We start from the raw sequence: 19819 nt of genomic DNA, 5'->3' as shown, positions 1-19819 counted from the left end.
GAAGAAGGGCTCCTGGTCAGGATTCGGCGGGCTCGATGGGCACCCGGCGCTCGCGCACCGTGAGCCACGCGCCGGCCGCGCCGCAGACCGCGATCATCGCCATGCCGATGAGCGAGAAGCTGTCGGGCACGTGGGAAAAGACGATCCAGCCGCCGAGCATGGCGAATGCGATCTGGGCATAGAGATACGGGGTGAGCGTGGAAGCCGGCGCGCGCTGGTAGGCCAGGATCAGCATGAAGTGCCCCACCGTGCCCATGAAGCCCATGAGGCACAGCAGCGCCCACCATTCCCACGAGGGCAGCGAGGTCCACACGAAGGGCACTCCCAGCGAGACGAGCAGCGTACCCACCCAGCCGGTGTAGAAGTGCATGGTCAGCGGGTTCTCGGTCTGCGCCAGCTTGCTCGTGAGCACCTGGAACCAGGCGTTGCTCAGCACCAGCCCGAGCGGCAGGAAGATGGCCCAGCTGAACGCACCGCCGCCCGGCCGCAGGATGACCAGCGTGCCGAGGAAGCCGCCCGCCACCAGCGACCAGCGCAGCGGCGACACGTGCTCCTTGAGCGTGGTGGCCGCCAGCAGCGTGATGACCAGCGGCGCGATCAGCACGATCGAGGTGAACTCGGCCAGCGGCATGTAGCGCAGGCTCAGGAAGGCGAAGATGCTCGACGCCAGCAGCAGCGCGCCGCGCAGCGCCTGGTAGCGCGGATGCCGCGTGCGAAGCAGCTCCGTGCCGCGCAGCGGCAGCAGCACCAGCGTGGTTGCCACGGCCTGGAAGGCATAGCGGAACCACACGCCCATCAGGATGGGCACGCCGAGGGTGGAGTACTTGGTGGCGGTGTCGAGCGTCGCGAAGCAGGCCACCGCCAGGATCACGAGGCCGATGCCGGCGAGGATGCGCTCCGACTCCTTGCTGACGCTGCGCTGTTGCGCCGCGCGTGCGTTCGCCAGCGCAACTGCCGCCGCGCTGTCAGTGCCGGTCCCGGGGTTCTGGCTCACTGCTGGATGCGGTCGCCGAGCAGTTCCCACACGGGAGTGAGCGCGCCGGGCAACGGCGGCAGCTTGCCGAGATCGCAGTGGCTCTCGTCGGGGCTGTGGAAATCGCTGCCGCGCGAAGCGGCGAAATCGAACTCGAGCGCCTTGTCGGCGTACTCGACGAACTCGGCCGGCGTGTGGCTGCCTGTGACGACCTCGATCGCCTGGCCGCCATGCGCCTTGAACTCGAGGAACAGCGCGTACTCCTCGTTGGCCGAGAACTTGTAGCGGCCCGGGTGCGCGATCACGGCCATGCCCTTGGCGGCGGTGATCCAGTGCACGGCGTCCTTCAGCGTGGCCCAGCGGTGCGGAACGTAGCCGGGCTTGCCCTCGGTGAGGAACTTGCGGAACACCTCTGGCGTGTCGCGGCAGTGACCCTGCTCGACGAGAAAGCGCGCGAAGTGGGTGCGCGAGATGAGTTCGGGGTTGCCGACGAACTTGAGCGCGCCTTCGTAGGCGCCGTGGATGCCGACCTTTGCCAGTCCTTCGGACATTTCCTGCGCCCGCTTGCCGCGGCCGCCGCGCGTGTCGTAGAGGCCTTGCGAAATGGCCGCGTCGTCGGGATCGAAGCCCAGGCCGACGATGTGCACGGTTTCGCCGGCGAAGGTCACCGAGATCTCGGTGCCGGTGAGATAGCGCATGCCGTTGGCACGGGCCGCCGCTGCGGCGCGGTGCTGGCCGCCGATTTCGTCGTGATCGGTGAGGGCCCAGAGCTCGACGCCGTTGGCGGCCGCGCGCGTGGCCAGTTCTTCGGGCGTCAGCGTGCCGTCGGAAACCACGGAGTGGCAGTGAAGATCGGCATTGAGAATGGAGGACACCCTCGCATTCTATGGGGTCTGGAACATCGTTGCGGGCGCGTGGATGCTATGCAAGATGCTATTAAATAAATAGCATTACTGCACCGCTGCATGCGCCTCAGCGCTTCTTGCGAAAAGCCGCCCAGGCCGCCACCGCGGTGAAGCTGATCACGATGCCCACCACGATCCAGAAGCCGTGCTTGTGCTCCGCGAGCGGAATGCCACCCACGTTCATGCCGAACAGGCCGGCCAGGATGTTGATCGGCAGCGCCAGCACGGTCACCACCGTCAGCACGAAAAGGCTGCGGTTGTTGTCCTCGTTGACGTTGGCGGCGATCTCTTCCTGCAGCAGCTTGATGCGCTCCTGCAGCGCCTGCATGTCGCGCAGCACCACCGAGAACTCCTCGGTCGAGCCGCGCAGCGCCTGCGCGTCGGGTTCGGCCATCCATCCTGGAGGCCCCTGCAGCAGCCGGAACAGCGCCGCCGGCTCGGGTGCCAGCAGCCGCTGCAGCCGCACCAGCAGCCGGCGCAGCACGCCCAGGCGCGCGCGCTTGTGGTCGAGGCGGCCGGCCAGCAGTTCGTCTTCGATGCGGTCGATGCGCGAGGTGACGCCGCGCACGATCTTCACCAGCACGTCGGCCTGTGCGCGCAGCAGGTGCTCGAGAAGCTCCGTGCTGGAGCGCGGCGCGTCGCCCGCCTTCACCGCCGTGCGCAGCGCGTCCACCGAGCGCAGCGGCTTGGTGCGCGCCGTGACCACGAGGCGCGGACCCACGCTGATCCACAGCGTGGAGATGTCGGAAGGTTCGAAGCTGAACTCGAAGTGCACGTCGTTGATGACGGCGATCAGCGAGTCGTCGTCGCGCTCGATGCGCGTGGAGGGCAGGCCCTCGTGCAGCGTCTCGTAGAAGGTGTCCGACAGATTTGCGTGTCGCACCAGCCAGCGCTCGGCGTGCGCATGGCTCAGGTTGAAGTGCAGCCAGACGTAGGCGGGGTTCTCCTGCCCGTCGCCTTCGCAGCCGTGGATGTCTTCGCGGCTCGCAGGGCCGGTCGGGGTATCTCGCTGCTCGGCCAGCCACGCCGCCGCCTGCGCCGAGTCGATGGATCGCGCAGGCTCCGGCGCCCGGGCGTCGAAAAGGTAGCCGCAGATCAGCCCGGCTTCGTCGCCCCCGTAGGACTGGGCAGCGAGATCATGGAATGCCGACAAGATGGTAGATACGCGAGATCAGAAGATGCGGGTGAACAGCCAGTAGAGCGACCCCGACAGCAGCATCGCCACCGGCAGCGTCAGCACCCAGGCCAGCGCGAGATTGCGCAGCGTGGACAGCTGCAGGCCCGAGCCGCTGGCCGTCATGGTGCCCGCCACGCCTGACGAAAGCACATGCGTGGTCGACACCGGCAGCCCGTACATGTCGGCCGCGCCGATGGTGACCATGGCGACCACTTCGGCCGAGGCGCCCTGCGCATAGCTCAGGTGCGTCTTGCCGATCTTCTCGCCCACGGTGACCACGATGCGCTTCCAGCCGATCATCGTGCCCAGGCCCAGCGCGATGGCCACCGCCACCTTGACCCACAGCGGAATGAAGCGCGTGGCGCTGTCCAGCTCCTGGCGGAAGGTGTTCACGCGCAGCTTCGTCTCTTCGTCGAACTTCGCTGCGCCGCTCTTGTCGAGGTGGCGGATGGCCTCGGAGGCCAGGTACATGTCGTTTCGCACGTTGGCGACGGCATCGGCCGGAACGCCGGCCAGCGAGCCGTGCTGGCGCACCTGCTGGCCGATGCTGCCGGCGGTCGCGGCCAGCGCAGGCACCACGGAAGGAGCGAACTCGCGGGTGCGCACATAGGTGGAGAGCGTGTCGCGCGCGGCCGCCGGCTCCATGGCCGGCAGCGAAGTCGGCACGCTGCGGTTCAGCGCGTTCTGCGCCATCTCGGCCACGGCCACGAACTTGACGGTTTCGTTGGCCGGCATCGCGCGGTTCAGCGCATAGGCCATCGGCACCGTGCCCACGAGGATCAGCATGATCAGGCCCATGCCCTTCTGCCCGTCGTTGGAGCCGTGCGCGAACGAGACGCCCGTGCAGGTGAGGATCAGCAGGCCGCGGATCCACCACGGCGGCGGCTCGCTGCCCTTGGGTTCTTCATAGAGTGCGCGGTTCTTCACGAAGGCACGCAGCGCCAGCAGCAGCAGGGCGGCGCAGCCGAAGCCGACCATCGGCGACAGCAGCAGCGAGTAGCCCACCTTGGTGGCCTGCGCCCAGTCGACGCCGCTGGTGCCGTCGCGGCCGTGCATCAGCGCGTTGGCCACGCCCACGCCGATGATCGAGCCGATCAGCGTGTGCGACGACGAAGCCGGCAGCCCCAGCCACCAGGTGCCCAGGTTCCAGATGATGGCGGCGATCAGCAGCGCGAACACCATCGCGAAGCCAGCGCCCGAGCCGACCTGCAGGATCAGCTCCACCGGCAGCAGCGCGATGATGCCGAAGGCCACTGCGCCGCTGGAAACCATCACGCCCAGGAAGTTGAACACGCCCGACCACACCACCGCGAAGTTGGGCGGCAGCGAATGGGTGTAGATGACGGTGGCCACGGCGTTGGCCGTGTCGTGAAAGCCGTTGACGAACTCGAAGCCCAGCGCGATCAGCAGCGCCACGCCCAGAAGTATGTAGGGCACCCAGGTGGTGACAGGCGCCCCGGAGGCCGTGACGTCGCCCACCAGGCTCCAGGCCGTGAAGAGCAGGCCCGCGGCCAGCAGCCCCACGAAGGTGATCAGCGTGAGCGGACCGGGCTTGGCGTCGAGCTTCGGCCGTTGCGCGGCAGGCGCCGACGGTAACTCGGCATGCGGGGCTGCAAGCGTGTTCATGGGCGATTCTGGGGTGTTGGAATGGCTTCAGATGGTGTTCGCGGCGTGTGACAGCTACATGTCAACGGCGTCAAAACCGTCACGTAGTCGTCATATAGGGCGAGCAGCATGCTTTTTCGTCTCCCTTCTCAATCCTTTCTTCTGCTGCCCACCATGCTGACGAGCGCACTTCCCGACCACGAAGACCTGATGCAACGCATCGCCCGCGACCTGATCGACAGCTACGACGAAGAGCTCGAGCTGGAAATCGAGGACCGCAACCTCGACGGCCTCGACCCCGCCTCCGCAACCACCCAGTCGTCCACCGACAAGGCGGCCCGCCAGGCCTATTTCAAGGAGCTGTTCCGTCTTCAGGGCGAGCTGGTCAAGCTGCAGGACTGGGTGCAGCACAGCAAGCAGAAGGTCGTCATCCTGTTCGAAGGCCGCGATGCGGCGGGCAAGGGCGGCGTCATCAAGCGCATCACCCAGCGCCTGAATCCGCGCGTGGCCCGCGTGGCCGCGCTGCCGGCGCCCAACGACCGCGAACGCACGCAGTGGTACTTCCAGCGCTACGTGGCTCACCTGCCGGCCGCCGGCGAAATGGTGCTGTTCGACCGCAGCTGGTACAACCGCGCCGGCGTCGAGCGCGTGATGGGCTTCTGCACCGACGACGAGTACGAGGAGTTCTTCCGCACCGTGCCCGAGTTCGAGAAGATGCTCGTGCGCTCGGGCATCAAGCTCATCAAGTACTGGTTCTCCATCACCGACGACGAGCAGCACATGCGCTTCCTCGGCCGCATCCACGACCCGCTCAAGCAGTGGAAGCTGAGCCCCATGGACCTCGAGAGCCGCCGCCGCTGGGAGGAATACACCAAGGCGAAGGAAACCATGCTCGAGCGGACCCACATCCCCGAGGCTCCGTGGTGGGTGGTGCAGGCGGTCGACAAGAAGAAGGCGCGGCTGAACTGCATCAGCCATCTGCTGGGCCAGCTGCCCTACAACGAGGTGCCGCACCCGCCGGTCGAGTTGCCCGAGCGCGTGCGCCATGCCGACTACCTGCGCCAGCCGGTTCCGGCCAGCATGATCGTCCCGGAAATCTACTGAAGCGCGCCCGGCCCGGGGCTGACCCGGGCCGGGAGTAGGCCGGCCGGCGCTTTGCGGTCACACTGCGCGCCATGGCCAGCCGTTCCACAGCCTCCGTCTTCGCCCGCGCCTACGAGCGAAACCTGCGCGCGCTCACCAAGGCAACGCTGAACAACAGCAAGCGCATCGCGGGACAGGTCCGGCGCGCCACGGCACAGCGGCTCAAGCCCCCGCCCGGCAGGGGCGACTGGCTCAGCGGCATGGCCGTGGGCCCCGGCGGGGCGCGCGGCTATCACCTGTTCCGGCCGGCCGGGCTGGAGCTCCAGCCGGGCGAGCGGTTGCCGCTCATGGTCATGCTGCACGGCTGCGGCCAGACCGGGCGCGACTTCGCCGCGAGCACCCGCATGAACGCGCTGGCCGTGCGCCAGCGCTTCCTGGTGCTCTATCCCGAGCAGGACCGGCTCGCCCATCCCCAAGGCTGCTGGAACTGGTACGAGCGCCGTTCAGGCAAGGCCGATGCCGAGGCCGCGACGCTGATGGCCGCCATCGACCAGGCCTGCCTGCTCTATCCCATCGATCGCGACTGCATGGCGCTGGCCGGTCTCTCGGCCGGCGCGGGCATGGCGGCGCTGCTGGCCACACGCTATCCGAACCGCTTCCGTGCCGTCGTCATGCATTCGGGCGTGGCGCCCGGCGCGGCGAAGTCGTCGGTCACGGCCCTCGGCGCGATGCGCGGGGAGCACGTGCCGCCGATGCCCACCACGGCAGTCGGCAAGGCGATGGGCGCCGCTGCAGTCTTCACCACCTTGCCGCCGATGCTGGTGCTGCACGGCGACGCCGACGCGGTGGTCGCGCCGAGCAATGCCGTCAGCAGCGCGGCGGTGTGGGCCACGGCGCTGGGCGCGCGGCCCGGGCTGCCGCGCGACATGCAGCGGGGCAGGCGTCGCGCGATGCGCGTGACCGACTTCAAGCGCAAGGGCCGCACGCTCGTCACCCTGTGCGAGATCGCGGGGCTGGGACACTCATGGAGCGGCGGCGCGCCGCATCAGCTGTTCAGCGATCCCGAAGGGCCCGATGCCACGCGCATGAGCTGGGCCTTCGCTGCCGCGCAGTTCAAGAACGTCGTGAAGACCTGAGCCTGCGCGCTCCGGAAATCCGCCGCCCGAGCCCGGCGATGACCTCCGAGGTCATTGCCGTCGTGGCGCCCGGCCCGAACACTCGGGCCCATCATGACGCAGTCGAACACAGCTGCCTCCGCAGCATCCCTTTCTTCCACGACCAGCCAGGGCGCGGGCGTGGTTCGACCCGGCCGGCTGGGCCTGTGGGTCATGCTCAGCGGCACCTTCCTGGTGGTGATGGACTTCTTCATCGTCAACGTCGCACTGCCGTCGATGCAGCGCGAACTGCAGGCGAGCGCCGGCACCCTGCAGCTGGTGGTGGCCGGCTACGGCCTGGCCATGGCGGCGGGCCTCGTCACCGGCGGGCGGCTCGGCGACATCTTCGGGCGCAGGCGGATGTTCATGCTCGGCCTGCTGCTCTTCGCGCTGGCTTCCGCCGCCTGCGGCTTCGCGCCGACCGCCGAACTGCTGGTGGCCGCGCGCGTGCTGCAGGGGCTGGCCGGCGCGCTGCTGCAACCGCAGGTGCTGGCGATGATCGGCCTGGCCTACACCGGCGAAGACCGCGCGCGAGCCTTCGCGGCCTACGGTCTTGCGCTGGGGCTCGCCGCCACGCTGGGCCAGCTCGTGGGCGGGCTGCTGATCCATGCCGACCTGGCGGGGCAGGGGTGGCGCAGCTGCTTCCTCATCAACGTGCCGATCGGCCTGCTGGCGTTCGTGCTCGCGCCTCGGGTCATCCCGTCTCTCGCGAATAACGGCAGGAGCAGCCTCGATCCGGCCGGCATGCTGCTGGTGGCCCTGAGCTCGGTGGCCGTGGTGCTTCCCCTGGTGGAAGGCCGCGAGCAGGGCTGGCCGCTGTGGAGCTGGGCGTGCCTTGCCGCGGCGCTGCCGCTGCTCGCCGCCTTTGCATATCAGCAGCGCAGGCTCGCCGCGCGCGGCGGTGCGCCGCTGGTGGCGCCGGTGCTGCTGGCCAACGGTCGCTTCGTCACGGGCCTGTTCACCACGCTGGCTTTCTACGTGGGGAACGCCTCGCTGTACTTCGTGCTCGCGCTGTATCTGCAGCAGGGCCTGGGGCTCGAGGCCCTCAGCTCGGGCATCGTCTTCACCTCGCTGGCGGTCGGCTTCTTCGGGACATCCATCGCGGGCGCGCGCATCACGCGGCGCTTCGGCGGCAAGCCGCCCATCGCGCTCGGCGCGCTGGTGCTGGCGGCGGGGCATGCACTGCAGTTCGTCAACGTCGCCGGATGGGCCGGGCATTCGCACGTCGTGGCGTGGATGGTGCCGCTGCTGTTCGTGCAGGGCGCCGGGCTCGGCATGGTGATGGCGCCGCTGGTGTCCACCGTGCTGGCCGGCCTGCCGCCGCAGCATGCGGGCGTGGCTTCGGGCGTGATGTCGATGGTGCAGCAGGCGAGCAACGCGCTGGGCGTGGCGCTGATCGGCATCCTCTTCTATGGGCGGCTGGGCCACGCGCCCGATGCGGCGGGATACGCGAGCGCGTTCGGGGCGGCGCTGCTGTACCTGACGGTGTCGGCGCTGCTCGTGGCGGTACTGCACCGGCGCGGGAGCCGGCAGACCTGAACTGAAGCGCGGAGCGGCAGGCGGCCGTGCCAAACTCTCCCGTCCGTACGACAGGACAGACATGGCCACCGATCTGCAGCAACTGACCCAGGCCCTGCGCGACTTCGCACAAGCCCGCGACTGGGAGCAGTTCCACTCCCCCAAGAACCTCGCCTCCGCACTTTCCGTCGAGGCGGCCGAGCTGCTCGAACACTTCCAGTGGCTCACCGAAGCCCAGAGCCGCGACCTTCCGGCCGACAAGCGCGCCGAGATCGGCACCGAGATCGCCGATGTCTTCCTCTACCTGCTGCAGCTCGCCGACAAGCTCGGCATCGACGTGATCGAAGCGGCGCGCAGCAAGTTGCTGGTCAACGCCCGCAAGTACCCTGCACCGCCTGTCCTGCCACCCGGCTGAGTACATCCGTGTACGCCACCCGGCGTATTTCCCCTTTGTGGTGCGTTCCGCAGACTCCCTCCCACGCCAGCCAAGCGCTGTCGAAAAGGTTCAACCAACCCCGGAGCAGGAGTCCACATGCAACGTCGTTTCACACTCAAGGCGCTCACCGCCGCCGTCGCGCTGGCCAGCATTTCTGCTGCGCCCGCATTCGCCGCCGACACCATCAAGGTCGGCGTGCTGCACTCGCTGTCGGGCACGATGGCCATCTCGGAAACCGTGCTGAAAGACACGGTGCTGATGGCGATCGACGACATCAACAAGAAGGGTGGCGTGCTGGGCAAGCAGCTCGAGCCCGTGGTGGTCGACCCGGCCTCCAACTGGCCCCTGTTCGCAGAGAAGACCAAGCAGCTGCTCGGCCAGGACAAGGTCTCGGTGATCTTCGGCTGCTGGACTTCGGTGTCGCGCAAGTCGGTGCTGCCGGTGGTCGAGGAAATGAACGGCCTGCTGTTCTACCCCGTGCAGTACGAGGGTGAAGAGCTCTCGAAGAACGTCTTCTACACGGGCGCCGCGCCCAACCAGCAAGCCATTCCGGCGGTCGACTACCTGATGAGCAAGGAAGGCGGCGGCGCCAAGCGCTGGGTGCTGCTGGGCACCGACTACGTCTATCCCCGCACCACCAACAAGATCCTGCGCGCCTACCTGAAGAGCAAGGGCGTGAAGGAATCGGACATCGACGAGAAGTACACCCCCTTCGGCCACAGCGACTATCAGACCATCGTCGCCGACATCAAGAAGTTCTCGGCCGGCGGCAAGACCGCGGTGGTGTCGACCATCAATGGCGACTCCAACGTGCCCTTCTACAAGGAACTGGGCAACGCCGGCCTGAAGGCCAAGGACGTGCCCGTGGTCGCCTTCTCGGTGGGCGAGGAAGAACTGCGCGGTGTGGACACCAAGCCGCTGGTGGGTCACCTGGCCGCATGGAACTACTTCATGTCGATCAAGAACCCGACCAACACCGCTTTCATCAAGCAGTGGAGCGAGTACGCCAAGGCCAAGAACATCGCCGGCCACAAGGACAAGCCGCTCACCAACGACCCGATGGAAGCCACCTGGATCGGCATCCACATGTGGAAGCAGGCGGTCGAGAAGGCCAAGAGCACGGACACCGACAAGGTGATCGCAGCCATGGCCGGCCAGACCTTCACGGCTCCCTCGGGCATCGTCTCGAAGATGGACGAGAAGAACCACCACCTGCACAAGAGCGTGTTCATCGGCGAGATCAAGGCAGACGGCCAGTTCAATGTGGTGTGGAAGACGCCGGGCCCGGTCAAGGCCAAGCCGTGGAGCCCGTACATCGAAGGCAACGACAAGAAGCCGGACTACCCGGCTGGCAAGTCGATGTAATTCATCGACAAGCCCCTTGCCTTGCTCCCTCTCCCCTCGGGGAGAGGGCAGGGGTGAGGGCAACAGCGGTCGCTCCGGCCGCTGCGTTTGTTTGAAGGCCGCAAGCCCTCACCCCAACCCTCTCCCCCAGGGGAGAGGGGGCAACACGAATCTCATGATGCTTCGACGAACCCTTCACTGCGCACTGGCCGCCATGCTGCTGATGGCATCGGCCGCCCACGCGCTGACCGCCGACGAAGCCCGGGCCATCGCCTCCGGCGATTCCGAAGCCCGCATCGCCGCGCTCAACAAGGCCGTGCTCACGGCCGACGAGAAGACTTCCGCCTTCATCCAGGCCATGTCCGACGACGCGGTCAAGTACACGGAAGACAAGGTCTTCGTGATGAAGGACGACAAGGGCTACGACCCCGTCACCGGCGCCGAGCTGAAGGTGCCCGACACCGCCGAGGACGTCGTCAACAACAACCTCATGCGCGGCGCGCTCGATGCCGCGCAGGCCGCGCTCAAGCTCACGAGCAAGGACGACGCGGTGCGCGCCGAGGCCGCGCAGGCGCTCTTCAAGGAGCCCGACGAGTCGCGCGTGCCCATGGTCGAGAAGGCGCTGGCCGCCGAGACCAACCCGAAGATCAAGGCCCAGCTCGAGCTGGTGCGCGCCGCCAGCATGCTCGGCAGCGCCGACAAGGCGAAGCGCCTCGCCGCGGCGAAGGAGCTGGGCAACAACCGCAACCCCGACACCAAGCTGCTGCTCAACCAGCGCCTGGCCGACGAGACCGAGGCGGACGTCAAGGCTGCCATCGTCGCGTCCATTGCCAGCATCGACGGCGCGCTGGTCTGGGGCGACCGCATCAACGCCGTGTTCAGCGGCATCAGCCTGGGCTCTGTGCTGTTGCTGGCCGCGCTGGGCCTGGCCATCACCTACGGGCTGATGGGCGTGATCAACATGGCGCACGGCGAGCTGATGATGATCGGCGCCTACGCCACCTACGTGATGCAGGGCATCTTCCAGAAGTACATGCCCGAGGCGGCGTTCGGCTGGTACCTCGTCGCCGCCATTCCGGTCTCGTTCATGGCATCGGCGCTCGTGGGCGCGGTGCTGGAGCGCGGCGTGATCCGCTTCCTCTACGGCCGCCCGCTCGAGACGCTGCTGGCCACCTGGGGCATCAGCCTGATGCTGCAGCAGCTGGTGCGCTCCATCTTCGGCGCGCAGAACGTCGGCGTGGAAAACCCCGGCTGGATGAGCGGCGGCTTCACCATGCTGAGCAACGTCACGCTGCCGTGGAACCGCATCTGCATCATCGTCTTCGCGGCTCTGGTGCTGGTCGCCATGGGCTGGCTCATCGGCCGCACGCGCCTGGGCCTGTTCGTGCGCGGCGTCACGCAGAACCGGCCGATCGCCTCGTGCATGGGCGTGAACACCGCTCGCATCGATACCTACGCCTTCGCGCTCGGCTCCGGCATCGCGGGCCTGGCTGGCTGCGCGCTGAGCCAGATCGGCAACGTCGGCCCCGACCTGGGCCAGAGCTACATCGTCGACAGCTTCATGGTGGTCGTGATGGGCGGCGTCGGCCAGCTCGCGGGCACCGTGTACGCGGCGCTGGGGCTGGGCATTCTCAACAAGTTCATCGAAGGCTGGGCGGGCGCGGTGCTCGCGAAGATCGCGGTGCTTGTCTTCATCATCATCTTCATTCAAAAGAGACCTCAGGGCATCTTCGCCATGAAGGGCCGGAGCGCGGAAGCATGAGCAAGGTAACGTTGCCAACCAAGGGGCCGCTGCTGAGCGGCAAGGGCTGGACGGCCTTCTTCGTCGCGCTGATCGTGGTGTGCGCCGTGGCGCCCGTGCTCAACATGTGGGTGCCGGTGGACAGCCCGCTGCACATGAGCGACTACGCGGTGGCGCTGGTCGGCAAGATCATGTGCTATGCCATCTGCGCGCTGGCCATGGACCTGATCTGGGGCTACACCGGCATCCTCTCGCTGGGCCACGGCCTCTTCTTCGCGCTGGGCGGCTACATGATGGGCATGTACCTCATGCGCCAGATCGGCCGCGACGGCAACTACAAGAGCGACCTGCCCGACTTCATGGTGTTCCTCGACTGGAAGACGCTGCCCTGGCACTGGACCTTCAGCGACAGCTTCATCGCCACGCTCGTCCTCGTGGTCGCGGTGCCGGGCCTCATCGCCTTCGTGTTCGGCTTCTTCGCCTTCCGCTCGCGCATCAAGGGCGTGTACTTCTCGATCATCACGCAGGCCATGACCTTCGCGGCCATGCTGCTGTTCTTCCGCAACGAGACGGGCTTTGGCGGCAACAACGGCTTCACCGACTTCAAGCGCATCCTGGGCATCCCGATCGCCACGCAGGAAATGCGCATGACGCTGTTCGCGCTTACCGGCGCCACGCTGCTGGGCTTCTTCCTGTTCGCGAAGTGGCTCATCGGCAGCAAGTTCGGCCGCGTGCTGCAGGCCATCCGCGACGCCGAGACGCGCGTGATGTTCTCGGGCTACAACCCGTTGCCCTACAAGCTCACGATCTGGGTCATCTCCGCCGTCATGTGCGGCGTGGCCGGCGCGCTGTACGTGCCGCAGGTCGGCATCATCAACCCGGGCGAGATGAGCGCGGCCAACTCCATCGAGATCGCCATCTGGGCGGCGGTGGGCGGGCGCGCCACGCTGATCGGGCCGATCATCGGCGCCTTCATCGTCAACGGTGCGAAGAGCTGGCTCACCGTGGCCTATCCGGAGTACTGGCTGTACTTCCTGGGGGCCTTGTTCATTGCTGTCACGCTGTTCCTTCCGAACGGCATCGTCGGGCTGGTGCGCAAGTGGTTGTCGAGGGAGAAAAAGAAGATCACGCCACCTGAACCCGTACAGGACGCGCGCCGCGCCGTCGCTGCAGAGCAGGGCGTCGAGACCGATGCCATGGCCTCGCTGCCTGTGGAAGCGAAGGGAGCACGCGCATGACGCCCGACCTGATGGAAGCGGGTGCCGAGCGCGCCGCACGGGCCAGTGGCATCCACTACGTGAGCGGGAGCACCGAGTCGGGCGGTCGCGCCGCCGATTTCGGGCGTCATGTCACGCCGGGTGAGGTCGACGTCACGCACGGCCGCATCCTCTACCTCGAAGACGTGAGCGTGAGCTTCGACGGCTTCAAGGCCATCAACAAGCTGTCGCTCGACATCGCGCCGGGCGAGCTGCGCTGCATCATCGGGCCGAACGGCGCGGGCAAGACCACGATGATGGACATCATCACCGGCAAGACCCGGCCCGACGAGGGCACGGTGTTCTTCGGCAGCACCATCGACCTGCTGCGCCACCGCGAGGCCGAGATCGCGCAGCTGGGAATCGGCCGCAAGTTCCAGAAGCCGACGGTGTTCGAGCACCTGACCGTGTTCGAGAACCTCGAGCTCGCGCTGAAGACCGACAAGGGCGTGCGCTCGTCGATGCTTTTCAGGCTCGACTCGGCGCAGAGCGACCGCCTGGCCGAGGTGCTCGAAACCATTCACCTCGCCGACAGCGTCTCGCGCCTCGCGGGCAACCTGAGCCATGGCCAGAAGCAGTGGCTCGAGATCGGCATGCTGCTGATGCAGGACCCGAAGCTGCTGCTGCTCGACGAGCCCGTGGCCGGCATGACCGACGAGGAGACCGCGCGCACGGCCGAGCTGTTCCTCTCGCTCAAGGGCAAGCATTCGCTGATGGTGGTGGAGCACGACATGAGCTTCATCCGCACCATCTCCGAGATCGTCACCGTGCTGTGCGACGGCTCCGTGCTTGCGCAGGGCACGCTCGACGAGGTGCAGGCCGACGAGCGCGTGATCGAGGTCTACCTGGGCCGCTGAGGGAGAACGAACCATGCTGACAGTCAAGAACATCCACCAGTACTACGGCGGCTCCCACATCCTGCGGGACGTGAGCTTCGAGGCGAAGCTCGGCAAGGTCACGGTGCTGCTGGGCCGCAACGGTGTGGGCAAGACCACGTTGCTGAAGTCGCTCATGGGCCTGGTGCCGATCAAGAGCGGCAGCATCGAGCTCGAAGGCAAGCCGATCCACAAGGCCACGCCCTACGAGCGGGCGAGGGCGGGCATCGGCTTCGTGCCGCAGGGCCGCGAGATCTTCGCGCGGCTCACGGTTGAGGAGAACCTGCGCATGGGCCTGGCCTACAAGAGCGGCGGCACGCCCATTCCGGCGGAGCTGTACGAGCTGTTCCCGGTGCTCAGGCAGATGATGAACAGGAGGGGCGGCGACCTTTCTGGCGGCCAGCAGCAGCAGCTCGCCATCGCACGGGCGCTGGCGCCCAAGCCCAGGCTGCTGATCCTCGACGAGCCCACCGAGGGCATCCAGCCCAGCATCATCAAGGACATCGGCCGCGTCATCCGCATGCTGGCCGACCGGGGCGACATGGCCATCGTGCTGTGCGAGCAGTACTACGACTTCGCCCAGGAACTGGCCGACGACTACCTCGTGATGGAGCGCGGCGAGGTCATCGCGCGCGGCCTCGGCAAGGACATGGAAGCGCAGGGCGTGAGGCAGCTGGTGGCGATCTGAGCCCACTGGTGAGGCCTTTGCGGCCCTGCCAGTACAAGGTCTTCGGCAATTGCGTATCGGCGCGATTTCAGGGTTTACCCTAAAATCGCGCCTTGCCCGCTGCCGCCGGGCACCCCTCCCAGGAGCCTGGCCTTGAACGCCTCCCCACCCGCGCAGGACAGCGCGGTCACCGATATTTCTTCCTTCACCCTGCCTTCGGGCGCACCCGCCAACTTCCTGCGCGCGGTGCTCGCGCTCGGCGTCGGCGGCTTCGCCATCGGCACCGGCGAGTTCGTCATCATGGGCCTGCTGCCCGAGGTGGCGAAGGACATCGGCGTGAGCATCCCGCAGGCCGGCCATGTCATCAGCGCCTATGCGCTCGGCGTGGTGATCGGCGCCCCCGTGCTCGCGGTGCTCGCCGCCGGCTGGCGCCGCCGCGCGCTGCTGATCGCGCTCATGGCCGTGTTCGCGGCCGGCAACTTCGCCAGCGCCGTCGCTCCCAACTACCTGCTGCTGAACCTGCTGCGCTTCGCCGCCGGACTGCCGCACGGCACCTACTTCGGCGTGGCCGCGCTGGTGGCCGCCACCCTCGCACCGCCGGGGCGCAGGGCACGGGCAGTGGGGCTCGTGATGCTGGGGCTCACCGGGGCCACGCTGGTCGGCGTGCCCATCGCGGCGTGGCTGGGCCAGTACTTCGGCTGGCGCGCCGCCTTCGTCTTCGTCGGCGTCATCGCACTGGTGGCCATCGTGCTGCTGCGTCGCGACATTCCCGACATGGCGCCGGCCGCGGGTGCCAGCCCGTGGCGCGAGCTCGGCGCGCTCAAGCGCAAGCAGGTGTGGTTCACGCTCGGCATCGCGGCCATCGGCTTCGGCGGCATGTTCTCGGTGTTCAGCTACATCAAGCCCACGCTGATCGAGGTAGCGGGCCTGTCGCTGAGCGGCGTGCCCTTCGTGCTCGCGCTCTTCGGCCTTGGCATGGTCGTGGGCAACCTCGTGGGCGCGCGGCTGGCCGACAAGTCGGTGATGCGCACCATCGGTGGCCTGATGGTCTACGCGGCGCTGGTGCTCGCGATGTTCACCTTCGCGGCGCACAACGTGATCACGGCCGCCATCAACGTGTTCCTCATCGGCACCACCGTGGCCATCGGCCCGGCGCTGCAGATCCGCCTGATGGATGTGTCGGGCGACGCGCAGACGCTCGCGGCCGCGCTCAACCATTCGGCTTTCAACATGGCCAATGCGCTCGGTGCGTGGCTCGGCGGCGTGGCGATCGCGGCAGGCCTGGGCTGGACTTCAACCGGCTGGGTCGGTGCGCTGCTGGCGCTCGCCGGCCTCGGCATCTTCGGCTGGGCGGTGGCAAGCGCCCGTGCCGCTGCGCGCCGGCCGGCCGTCGTCGCGTACTGAGGCCGCTACTTAGGCGAAGGCGCCGGCGCGGTGCGCTCGCGCAGCAGCGCCGCGAAGTTCTGCAGCTCGGCTGCATTGAGATCCGACACTGCCCAGGCCTGCATGCCGCCCTGGGCCCAATGCACCAGCTGGTAGCCCTGCCGCGCGGAGAGCACCGTCGGCTGCGGCTTGGCATCCTGGGCCGGCCACACGAACAGGTTGATGACGTGCGGGCCCGAGCGATAGACCATCGCCGCCACCGTGCGGCCGTTGAGGTAGTCGAGCCGCCCGCCCGCCAGCGGAAAACCTTCCGGGGCCAGGTCGACCACGGGAGGTGAGAAGTCCAGCTTGCCGGCGAACCACGGCTTCACCGTGTGATGGTCGGACGAGGCCACGTCGGCCAGGTGCGAGGCCATCAGCGAACGCACGTGGTTCGCGGTGACGCCTTCGGCGAGCGCATCTGCAGGCGGCACTGGCGTTGCCAGCAGCATGAGCGCCAGGCCCCAGGCCGTCGCGGCGCCGGTGCCGAACCATGCCAGTCCCTGCCACACGCCGGTGCGGCGCCGCACCGGCGCAGGCGCCGGCGCAACAACCGCTTCGGAACGCACCGCGCGCCCGATGCGTTCGGCCAGTCCCTCGGGCGGCGAATGGCGTGTGGCATGGCGCTTGATCAGCGTTCCCAGTTCCTCGTCAGACATTGACATGGCGTGTCCTTCCTCCTGCGTCGCCGGGACGTTCGTCGCGCAGGCTCTCGCGCAGCATCGCCCGCGCACGCGACAGGCGCGACATGACGGTGCCCAGCGGCACGCCCGCGATGCGCGCGATGTCCTCGTAGCGCATCTCCTCCAGCTCGCGCAGCACGATCACCTCGCGGTAAACGGGCGGCAGCGCGTCGATGGCGGCGTTGACGCGCTCGCCCTGCACGCGCTGTTCCCACTGCCGAGCCGGATCGCCGGCTTCGGGCGAGGAGGGGGCTGAAACCGCCTCGCTGTCCCGCAGCTCGTCGAACTCCACCTGGTCGGCCAATTGCCGGTTCTGCCGCATCCAGTCGTAGCAGGCGTTGCGCACGATGCCCAGCAGCCACGGCCGGGCGCTCTCGCCGCGCAGCCCGTCGAAGAAGCGGAACGCGCGCAGATAAGCCTCCTGCACCGCGTCGTCGGCCAGCTGGTCGTCGCGCAGCAGCCAGCGCGCGAGGTTCCATGCCGCATCGAGATGCGGCAGCGCGGCGGCTTCGAACTGGCGTGTGCGGTCGGTCGACAGGCTCAAGGGCTCCTTCTTCCTGCATGACGTGGCAGCCCGACGATTTATTCCAGTCTTTTTCGCTTTTTGGCGGCACCGCTGGAATAAGCAGGGCACGCCATGCGTCATGCCCTCCACGGATTCTGCTTCTTTCGCTTCTTCCACAGGAGGTTTTCACCATGATCGCCATGCCCCGCTTCGCACGCATCCTCGCCGTTCTCGCGGCGCTGGCGGCCTCGGCCGGCGCCGCGCTCGCCGCGGGCCCCAAGGCCTATGTCGGCAACTTCAAGGACAGCACGGTCAGCGTGATCGACACAGCTTCCGAGCGCGTCGTGGCCACGCTGCCAGTGGCGGCGGGGCCCGACGGCATCGTCCTCACGCCCGACGGCCGCACCGTGTTCGTGAGCGGCTCCAGCGCCGCCGCCGTGAGCGAGATCGACGCCGCGAGCGACCGCGTCACGCGCTCCGTCGACGTCGGCAAGGGCCCGCAGGGCCTGGCCATGACGGCGGATGGCAAGTGGCTTCTGGTGGCCGTCAACGGCGACGACCGCGTGGCCTTCGTCGACACCTCGGCCCACGGCGTGAGCGCCACCGTGCCGGTGCCCAAGCCGCACACCATCGCCATCCGGCCCGACGGCCGGCAGGCGTACGTCGCTTCGCAGGAGCCGGGGCACTTCGCGCTGGTGGTCATCGACATGGCGACGCGCGCCGTGGTCACCCAGATCCCGCTCGACAAGCCGCCGCGCGACCTGGAATTCGGCCACGACGGCAAGGCGCTCTACCTCACGCTGGCCGGCGTGCCGGCGGTGCAGGTGCTCGATCCGGCCACCAACCAGTGGGGCGCGCCGGTTCCTACCGGCGTGTCGCCGCACATCGCGCAGCACTTCGCGGGCATGGCGAACGGCGCGGTGGTGGTGCAGGGGCCGGGCGAGGTCATGCTGTTCGACCCGGTCACACGCGCTGCGGTGCGCAGCATCGGCGTGGGCAAGCAGCCGCACTGGCTCGACCTGTCGGCCGACGGCAAGAAACTGTGGGTCAGCAACGAGGGCTCCAACGACGTGAGCGTGGTCGACCTGGGTGGCGGTGCGATGCACACGGTGGCGGTCGGCAACGCGCCGCGCAAGATCGCCGTGCAGCGCGTGGCCTTGTCCGAAGGCGCGCATGCCGGCGCATCGACGCACGTGACCATCCGCAACTTCGCCTTCGAGCCCGCGCAGATCATCGTGAAGGCAGGCGAGCGCGTGAGCTGGCAGAACGACGACGGCGCGCCGCACGGACTGGTCTTCAAGGACGGCTCCGCAGGCATCGACCTGCTGCTGCCGGGCAAGAGCTTCGCCCGCAGCTTCGACAAGCCGGGCGTGTACGAGTACGCGTGCTCCGTGCATCCGTACATGACGGCGCGCGTGACGGTGGTGGCGCCGGCGCGCGCGGCGGCGCCGACAACGCCCGCTCAGCGCTCGCCGAGCGCCTCGTAGAGCTTCAGCGCGGCGCGTGCCGCCTGCTCGTCGCAGATCAGCACCGACACCAGCTTCGCCCACAGCACCGCCGCGATGATCGGCGCCTTGTTCTCGCCGCCCGAAGCCACGATCACCGTCGGGATCTTCGCGAGCTCCTGTGTCGAGGGCGCCACCACACGCTGGTTCAGCGCGTGCTTCACCGGCTTGCCGTGGCGGTCGAGGAACTGGCCGACGATGTCGCCTACCGCCTTGGCCTGCCGCAGTTCGGCCACCGGCACGTCCTTGGGCAGTCCGTAGCGCACCAGCAGCGAGCGGGTGCTCAGGTCGCCCACGCTCAGCAGCGCCACGTCATTGGCCGCGATCTGGCCGAAGGCATCCTTGAACACGTCCTGCGACACGATGGTGTCGCGTGACTTCGCGCTGCCCGCGTACAGCGGCGCGGCCAGGTAGCTGCACTGCGCGCCCAGCCGGCTGGCCAGCGCGCTGGCCGTCTCGAAGGTGTTGATCTCGAGGCCGCGCGTCAAGCCGCCCATCATCGAGTTGACGTGCAGGTTCGGCCACTCGCCCGGCGTGACGTGGCGGATCGTCTCGCGCAGGGTCGCGCCCCAGCCCACGCCGATGCCGCGCACGCGATGCGTCTCTAGGTGCCTGGAGAGGTATTCGCCGGTGGTGCGGCCGAGCAGCGCCGGAATGAGATCGGCGCTGCCCGGCGTGGGAATGATGACCGCCTCGCGCAGCCCGCAGACCGTGCGCAGCTCTTCCTCCAGCCGCAGGCAGCTTTCGTGGCGCGAATTGATCTTGATGCTGACCAGCCCGCTTTCGCGCGCCTCGCCCAGCAGCCGGTTCACGCGCAGCCGCGTGAGCCCGAGCTTCGTCGCGATGGCGTCCTGCGTGAGGCCCTCCATGTAGTAGAGCCAGGCCACGCGCACCACCACCTGATCTTCGTCAGCCATCCGAATGCTCCGTTGTCGTGTCCGGATTCTGCCCGCGCCGATGCCGGTATTGG

The 19819-nt window shown here is 68.0% G+C and carries 18 protein-coding genes; 11 read left to right on the top strand and 7 right to left on the bottom strand.

Going from position 1 to position 19819, the window contains the following annotated elements; translation table 11 throughout:
• Positions 1 to 16 precede the first annotated feature (16 nt).
• The 4 genes from ABL840_RS30555 to ABL840_RS30540 all read right to left on the bottom strand — a co-directional run bounded on the left by ABL840_RS30555 (position 17) and on the right by ABL840_RS30540 (position 4681).
• A complete protein-coding gene (locus tag ABL840_RS30555) occupies positions 17 to 994 on the bottom strand; it encodes a DMT family transporter (protein WP_093301995.1) in 978 nt (325 codons plus the stop codon).
• A complete protein-coding gene (locus ABL840_RS30550) occupies positions 991 to 1848 on the bottom strand; it encodes a 3',5'-nucleoside bisphosphate phosphatase (RefSeq protein WP_093197693.1) in 858 nt (285 codons plus the stop codon). Before ABL840_RS30550 ends, ABL840_RS30555 begins: the two co-directional genes overlap by 4 nt.
• A gap of 97 nt (positions 1849 to 1945) precedes the next feature.
• Positions 1946 to 3031 carry a transporter gene (locus tag ABL840_RS30545; RefSeq protein WP_093301992.1) on the bottom strand — a complete coding sequence of 362 codons (1086 nt, stop codon included), beginning with the start codon at positions 3029 to 3031 and terminating at the stop codon, positions 1946 to 1948.
• Positions 3032 to 3049: 18 nt separating this feature from the next.
• A complete protein-coding gene (locus ABL840_RS30540) occupies positions 3050 to 4681 on the bottom strand; it encodes an inorganic phosphate transporter (protein ID WP_093197688.1) in 1632 nt (543 codons plus the stop codon).
• Positions 4682 to 4834: 153 nt separating this feature from the next.
• Between ABL840_RS30540 and ppk2 the strand changes: the two genes are divergently transcribed.
• The 10 genes from ppk2 (at position 4835) to ABL840_RS30490 (ending at position 16138) form a co-directional block, all read left to right on the top strand.
• Positions 4835 to 5764 carry a polyphosphate kinase 2 gene (gene ppk2 / locus ABL840_RS30535; RefSeq protein WP_093197685.1) on the top strand — a complete coding sequence of 310 codons (930 nt, stop codon included), beginning with the start codon at positions 4835 to 4837 and terminating at the stop codon, positions 5762 to 5764.
• Positions 5765 to 5835: 71 nt separating this feature from the next.
• Complete coding sequence (locus tag ABL840_RS30530; protein WP_093301990.1) at positions 5836 to 6879, top strand: alpha/beta hydrolase family esterase; 1044 nt, start codon at positions 5836 to 5838, stop codon at positions 6877 to 6879.
• 93 nt (positions 6880 to 6972) lie between these two features.
• Positions 6973 to 8436 (top strand): MFS transporter, encoded by a 1464-nt coding sequence (locus ABL840_RS30525; RefSeq protein WP_093301988.1) that lies wholly within the window; start codon positions 6973 to 6975, stop codon positions 8434 to 8436.
• Between the two features lie 61 nt (positions 8437 to 8497).
• The gene (locus tag ABL840_RS30520; RefSeq protein WP_093301985.1) at positions 8498 to 8830 is read left to right on the top strand and encodes a nucleotide pyrophosphohydrolase; all 333 of its coding nucleotides are present in this window, start codon (positions 8498 to 8500) and stop codon (positions 8828 to 8830) included.
• Between the two features lie 117 nt (positions 8831 to 8947).
• Positions 8948 to 10216: an urea ABC transporter substrate-binding protein gene (urtA, locus tag ABL840_RS30515; protein WP_019657838.1), complete on the top strand. Its 1269-nt coding sequence runs from the start codon at positions 8948 to 8950 to the stop codon at positions 10214 to 10216.
• Positions 10217 to 10409: 193 nt separating this feature from the next.
• Positions 10410 to 11957, top strand: a complete 1548-nt coding sequence (gene urtB / locus ABL840_RS30510) for an urea ABC transporter permease subunit UrtB (protein ID WP_093301982.1) — start codon at positions 10410 to 10412, stop codon at positions 11955 to 11957.
• Positions 11954 to 13174, top strand: a complete 1221-nt coding sequence (gene urtC / locus ABL840_RS30505) for an urea ABC transporter permease subunit UrtC (protein WP_093301980.1) — start codon at positions 11954 to 11956, stop codon at positions 13172 to 13174. The genes urtB and urtC overlap by 4 nt, the downstream gene beginning before the upstream one ends.
• Entirely contained in the window at positions 13171 to 14049 is an 879-nt protein-coding gene (urtD, locus tag ABL840_RS30500; RefSeq protein ID WP_093301977.1) for an urea ABC transporter ATP-binding protein UrtD, read from the top strand. Before urtC ends, urtD begins: the two co-directional genes overlap by 4 nt.
• 13 nt (positions 14050 to 14062) lie before the next feature.
• Entirely contained in the window at positions 14063 to 14755 is a 693-nt protein-coding gene (gene urtE / locus ABL840_RS30495; protein WP_093197661.1) for an urea ABC transporter ATP-binding subunit UrtE, read from the top strand.
• A 132-nt stretch (positions 14756 to 14887) separates the two neighbouring features.
• The gene (locus tag ABL840_RS30490) at positions 14888 to 16138 is read left to right on the top strand and encodes an MFS transporter (RefSeq protein ID WP_093301975.1); all 1251 of its coding nucleotides are present in this window, start codon (positions 14888 to 14890) and stop codon (positions 16136 to 16138) included.
• Between the two features lie 5 nt (positions 16139 to 16143).
• On the opposite strand, the gene ABL840_RS30485 is transcribed toward ABL840_RS30490, so the two are convergent.
• Positions 16144 to 16821 (bottom strand): anti-sigma factor family protein, encoded by a 678-nt coding sequence (locus tag ABL840_RS30485; protein WP_093301972.1) that lies wholly within the window; start codon positions 16819 to 16821, stop codon positions 16144 to 16146.
• Positions 16808 to 17383, bottom strand: coding sequence for a sigma-70 family RNA polymerase sigma factor (locus ABL840_RS30480; RefSeq protein ID WP_093301969.1), 576 nt, complete (start codon positions 17381 to 17383; stop codon positions 16808 to 16810). Before ABL840_RS30480 ends, ABL840_RS30485 begins: the two co-directional genes overlap by 14 nt.
• A gap of 152 nt (positions 17384 to 17535) precedes the next feature.
• Between ABL840_RS30480 and ABL840_RS30475 the strand changes: the two genes are divergently transcribed.
• Positions 17536 to 18831, top strand: coding sequence for a plastocyanin/azurin family copper-binding protein (locus ABL840_RS30475; RefSeq protein ID WP_093301967.1), 1296 nt, complete (start codon positions 17536 to 17538; stop codon positions 18829 to 18831).
• Here the strand turns inward: ABL840_RS30475 and ABL840_RS30470 are convergent.
• Positions 18807 to 19766: a sugar-binding transcriptional regulator gene (locus ABL840_RS30470; RefSeq protein ID WP_093197649.1), complete on the bottom strand. Its 960-nt coding sequence runs from the start codon at positions 19764 to 19766 to the stop codon at positions 18807 to 18809. The two genes, ABL840_RS30475 and ABL840_RS30470, sit on opposite strands and share 25 nt — an antisense overlap.
• Positions 19767 to 19819: the final 53 nt, after the last annotated feature.

The organism is Variovorax sp. NFACC27, assembly GCF_048301545.1.
Taxonomy (GTDB): domain Bacteria; phylum Pseudomonadota; class Gammaproteobacteria; order Burkholderiales; family Burkholderiaceae_C; genus Variovorax; species Variovorax gossypii.
This window is presented reverse-complemented; position numbering and strand designations above follow the sequence as displayed.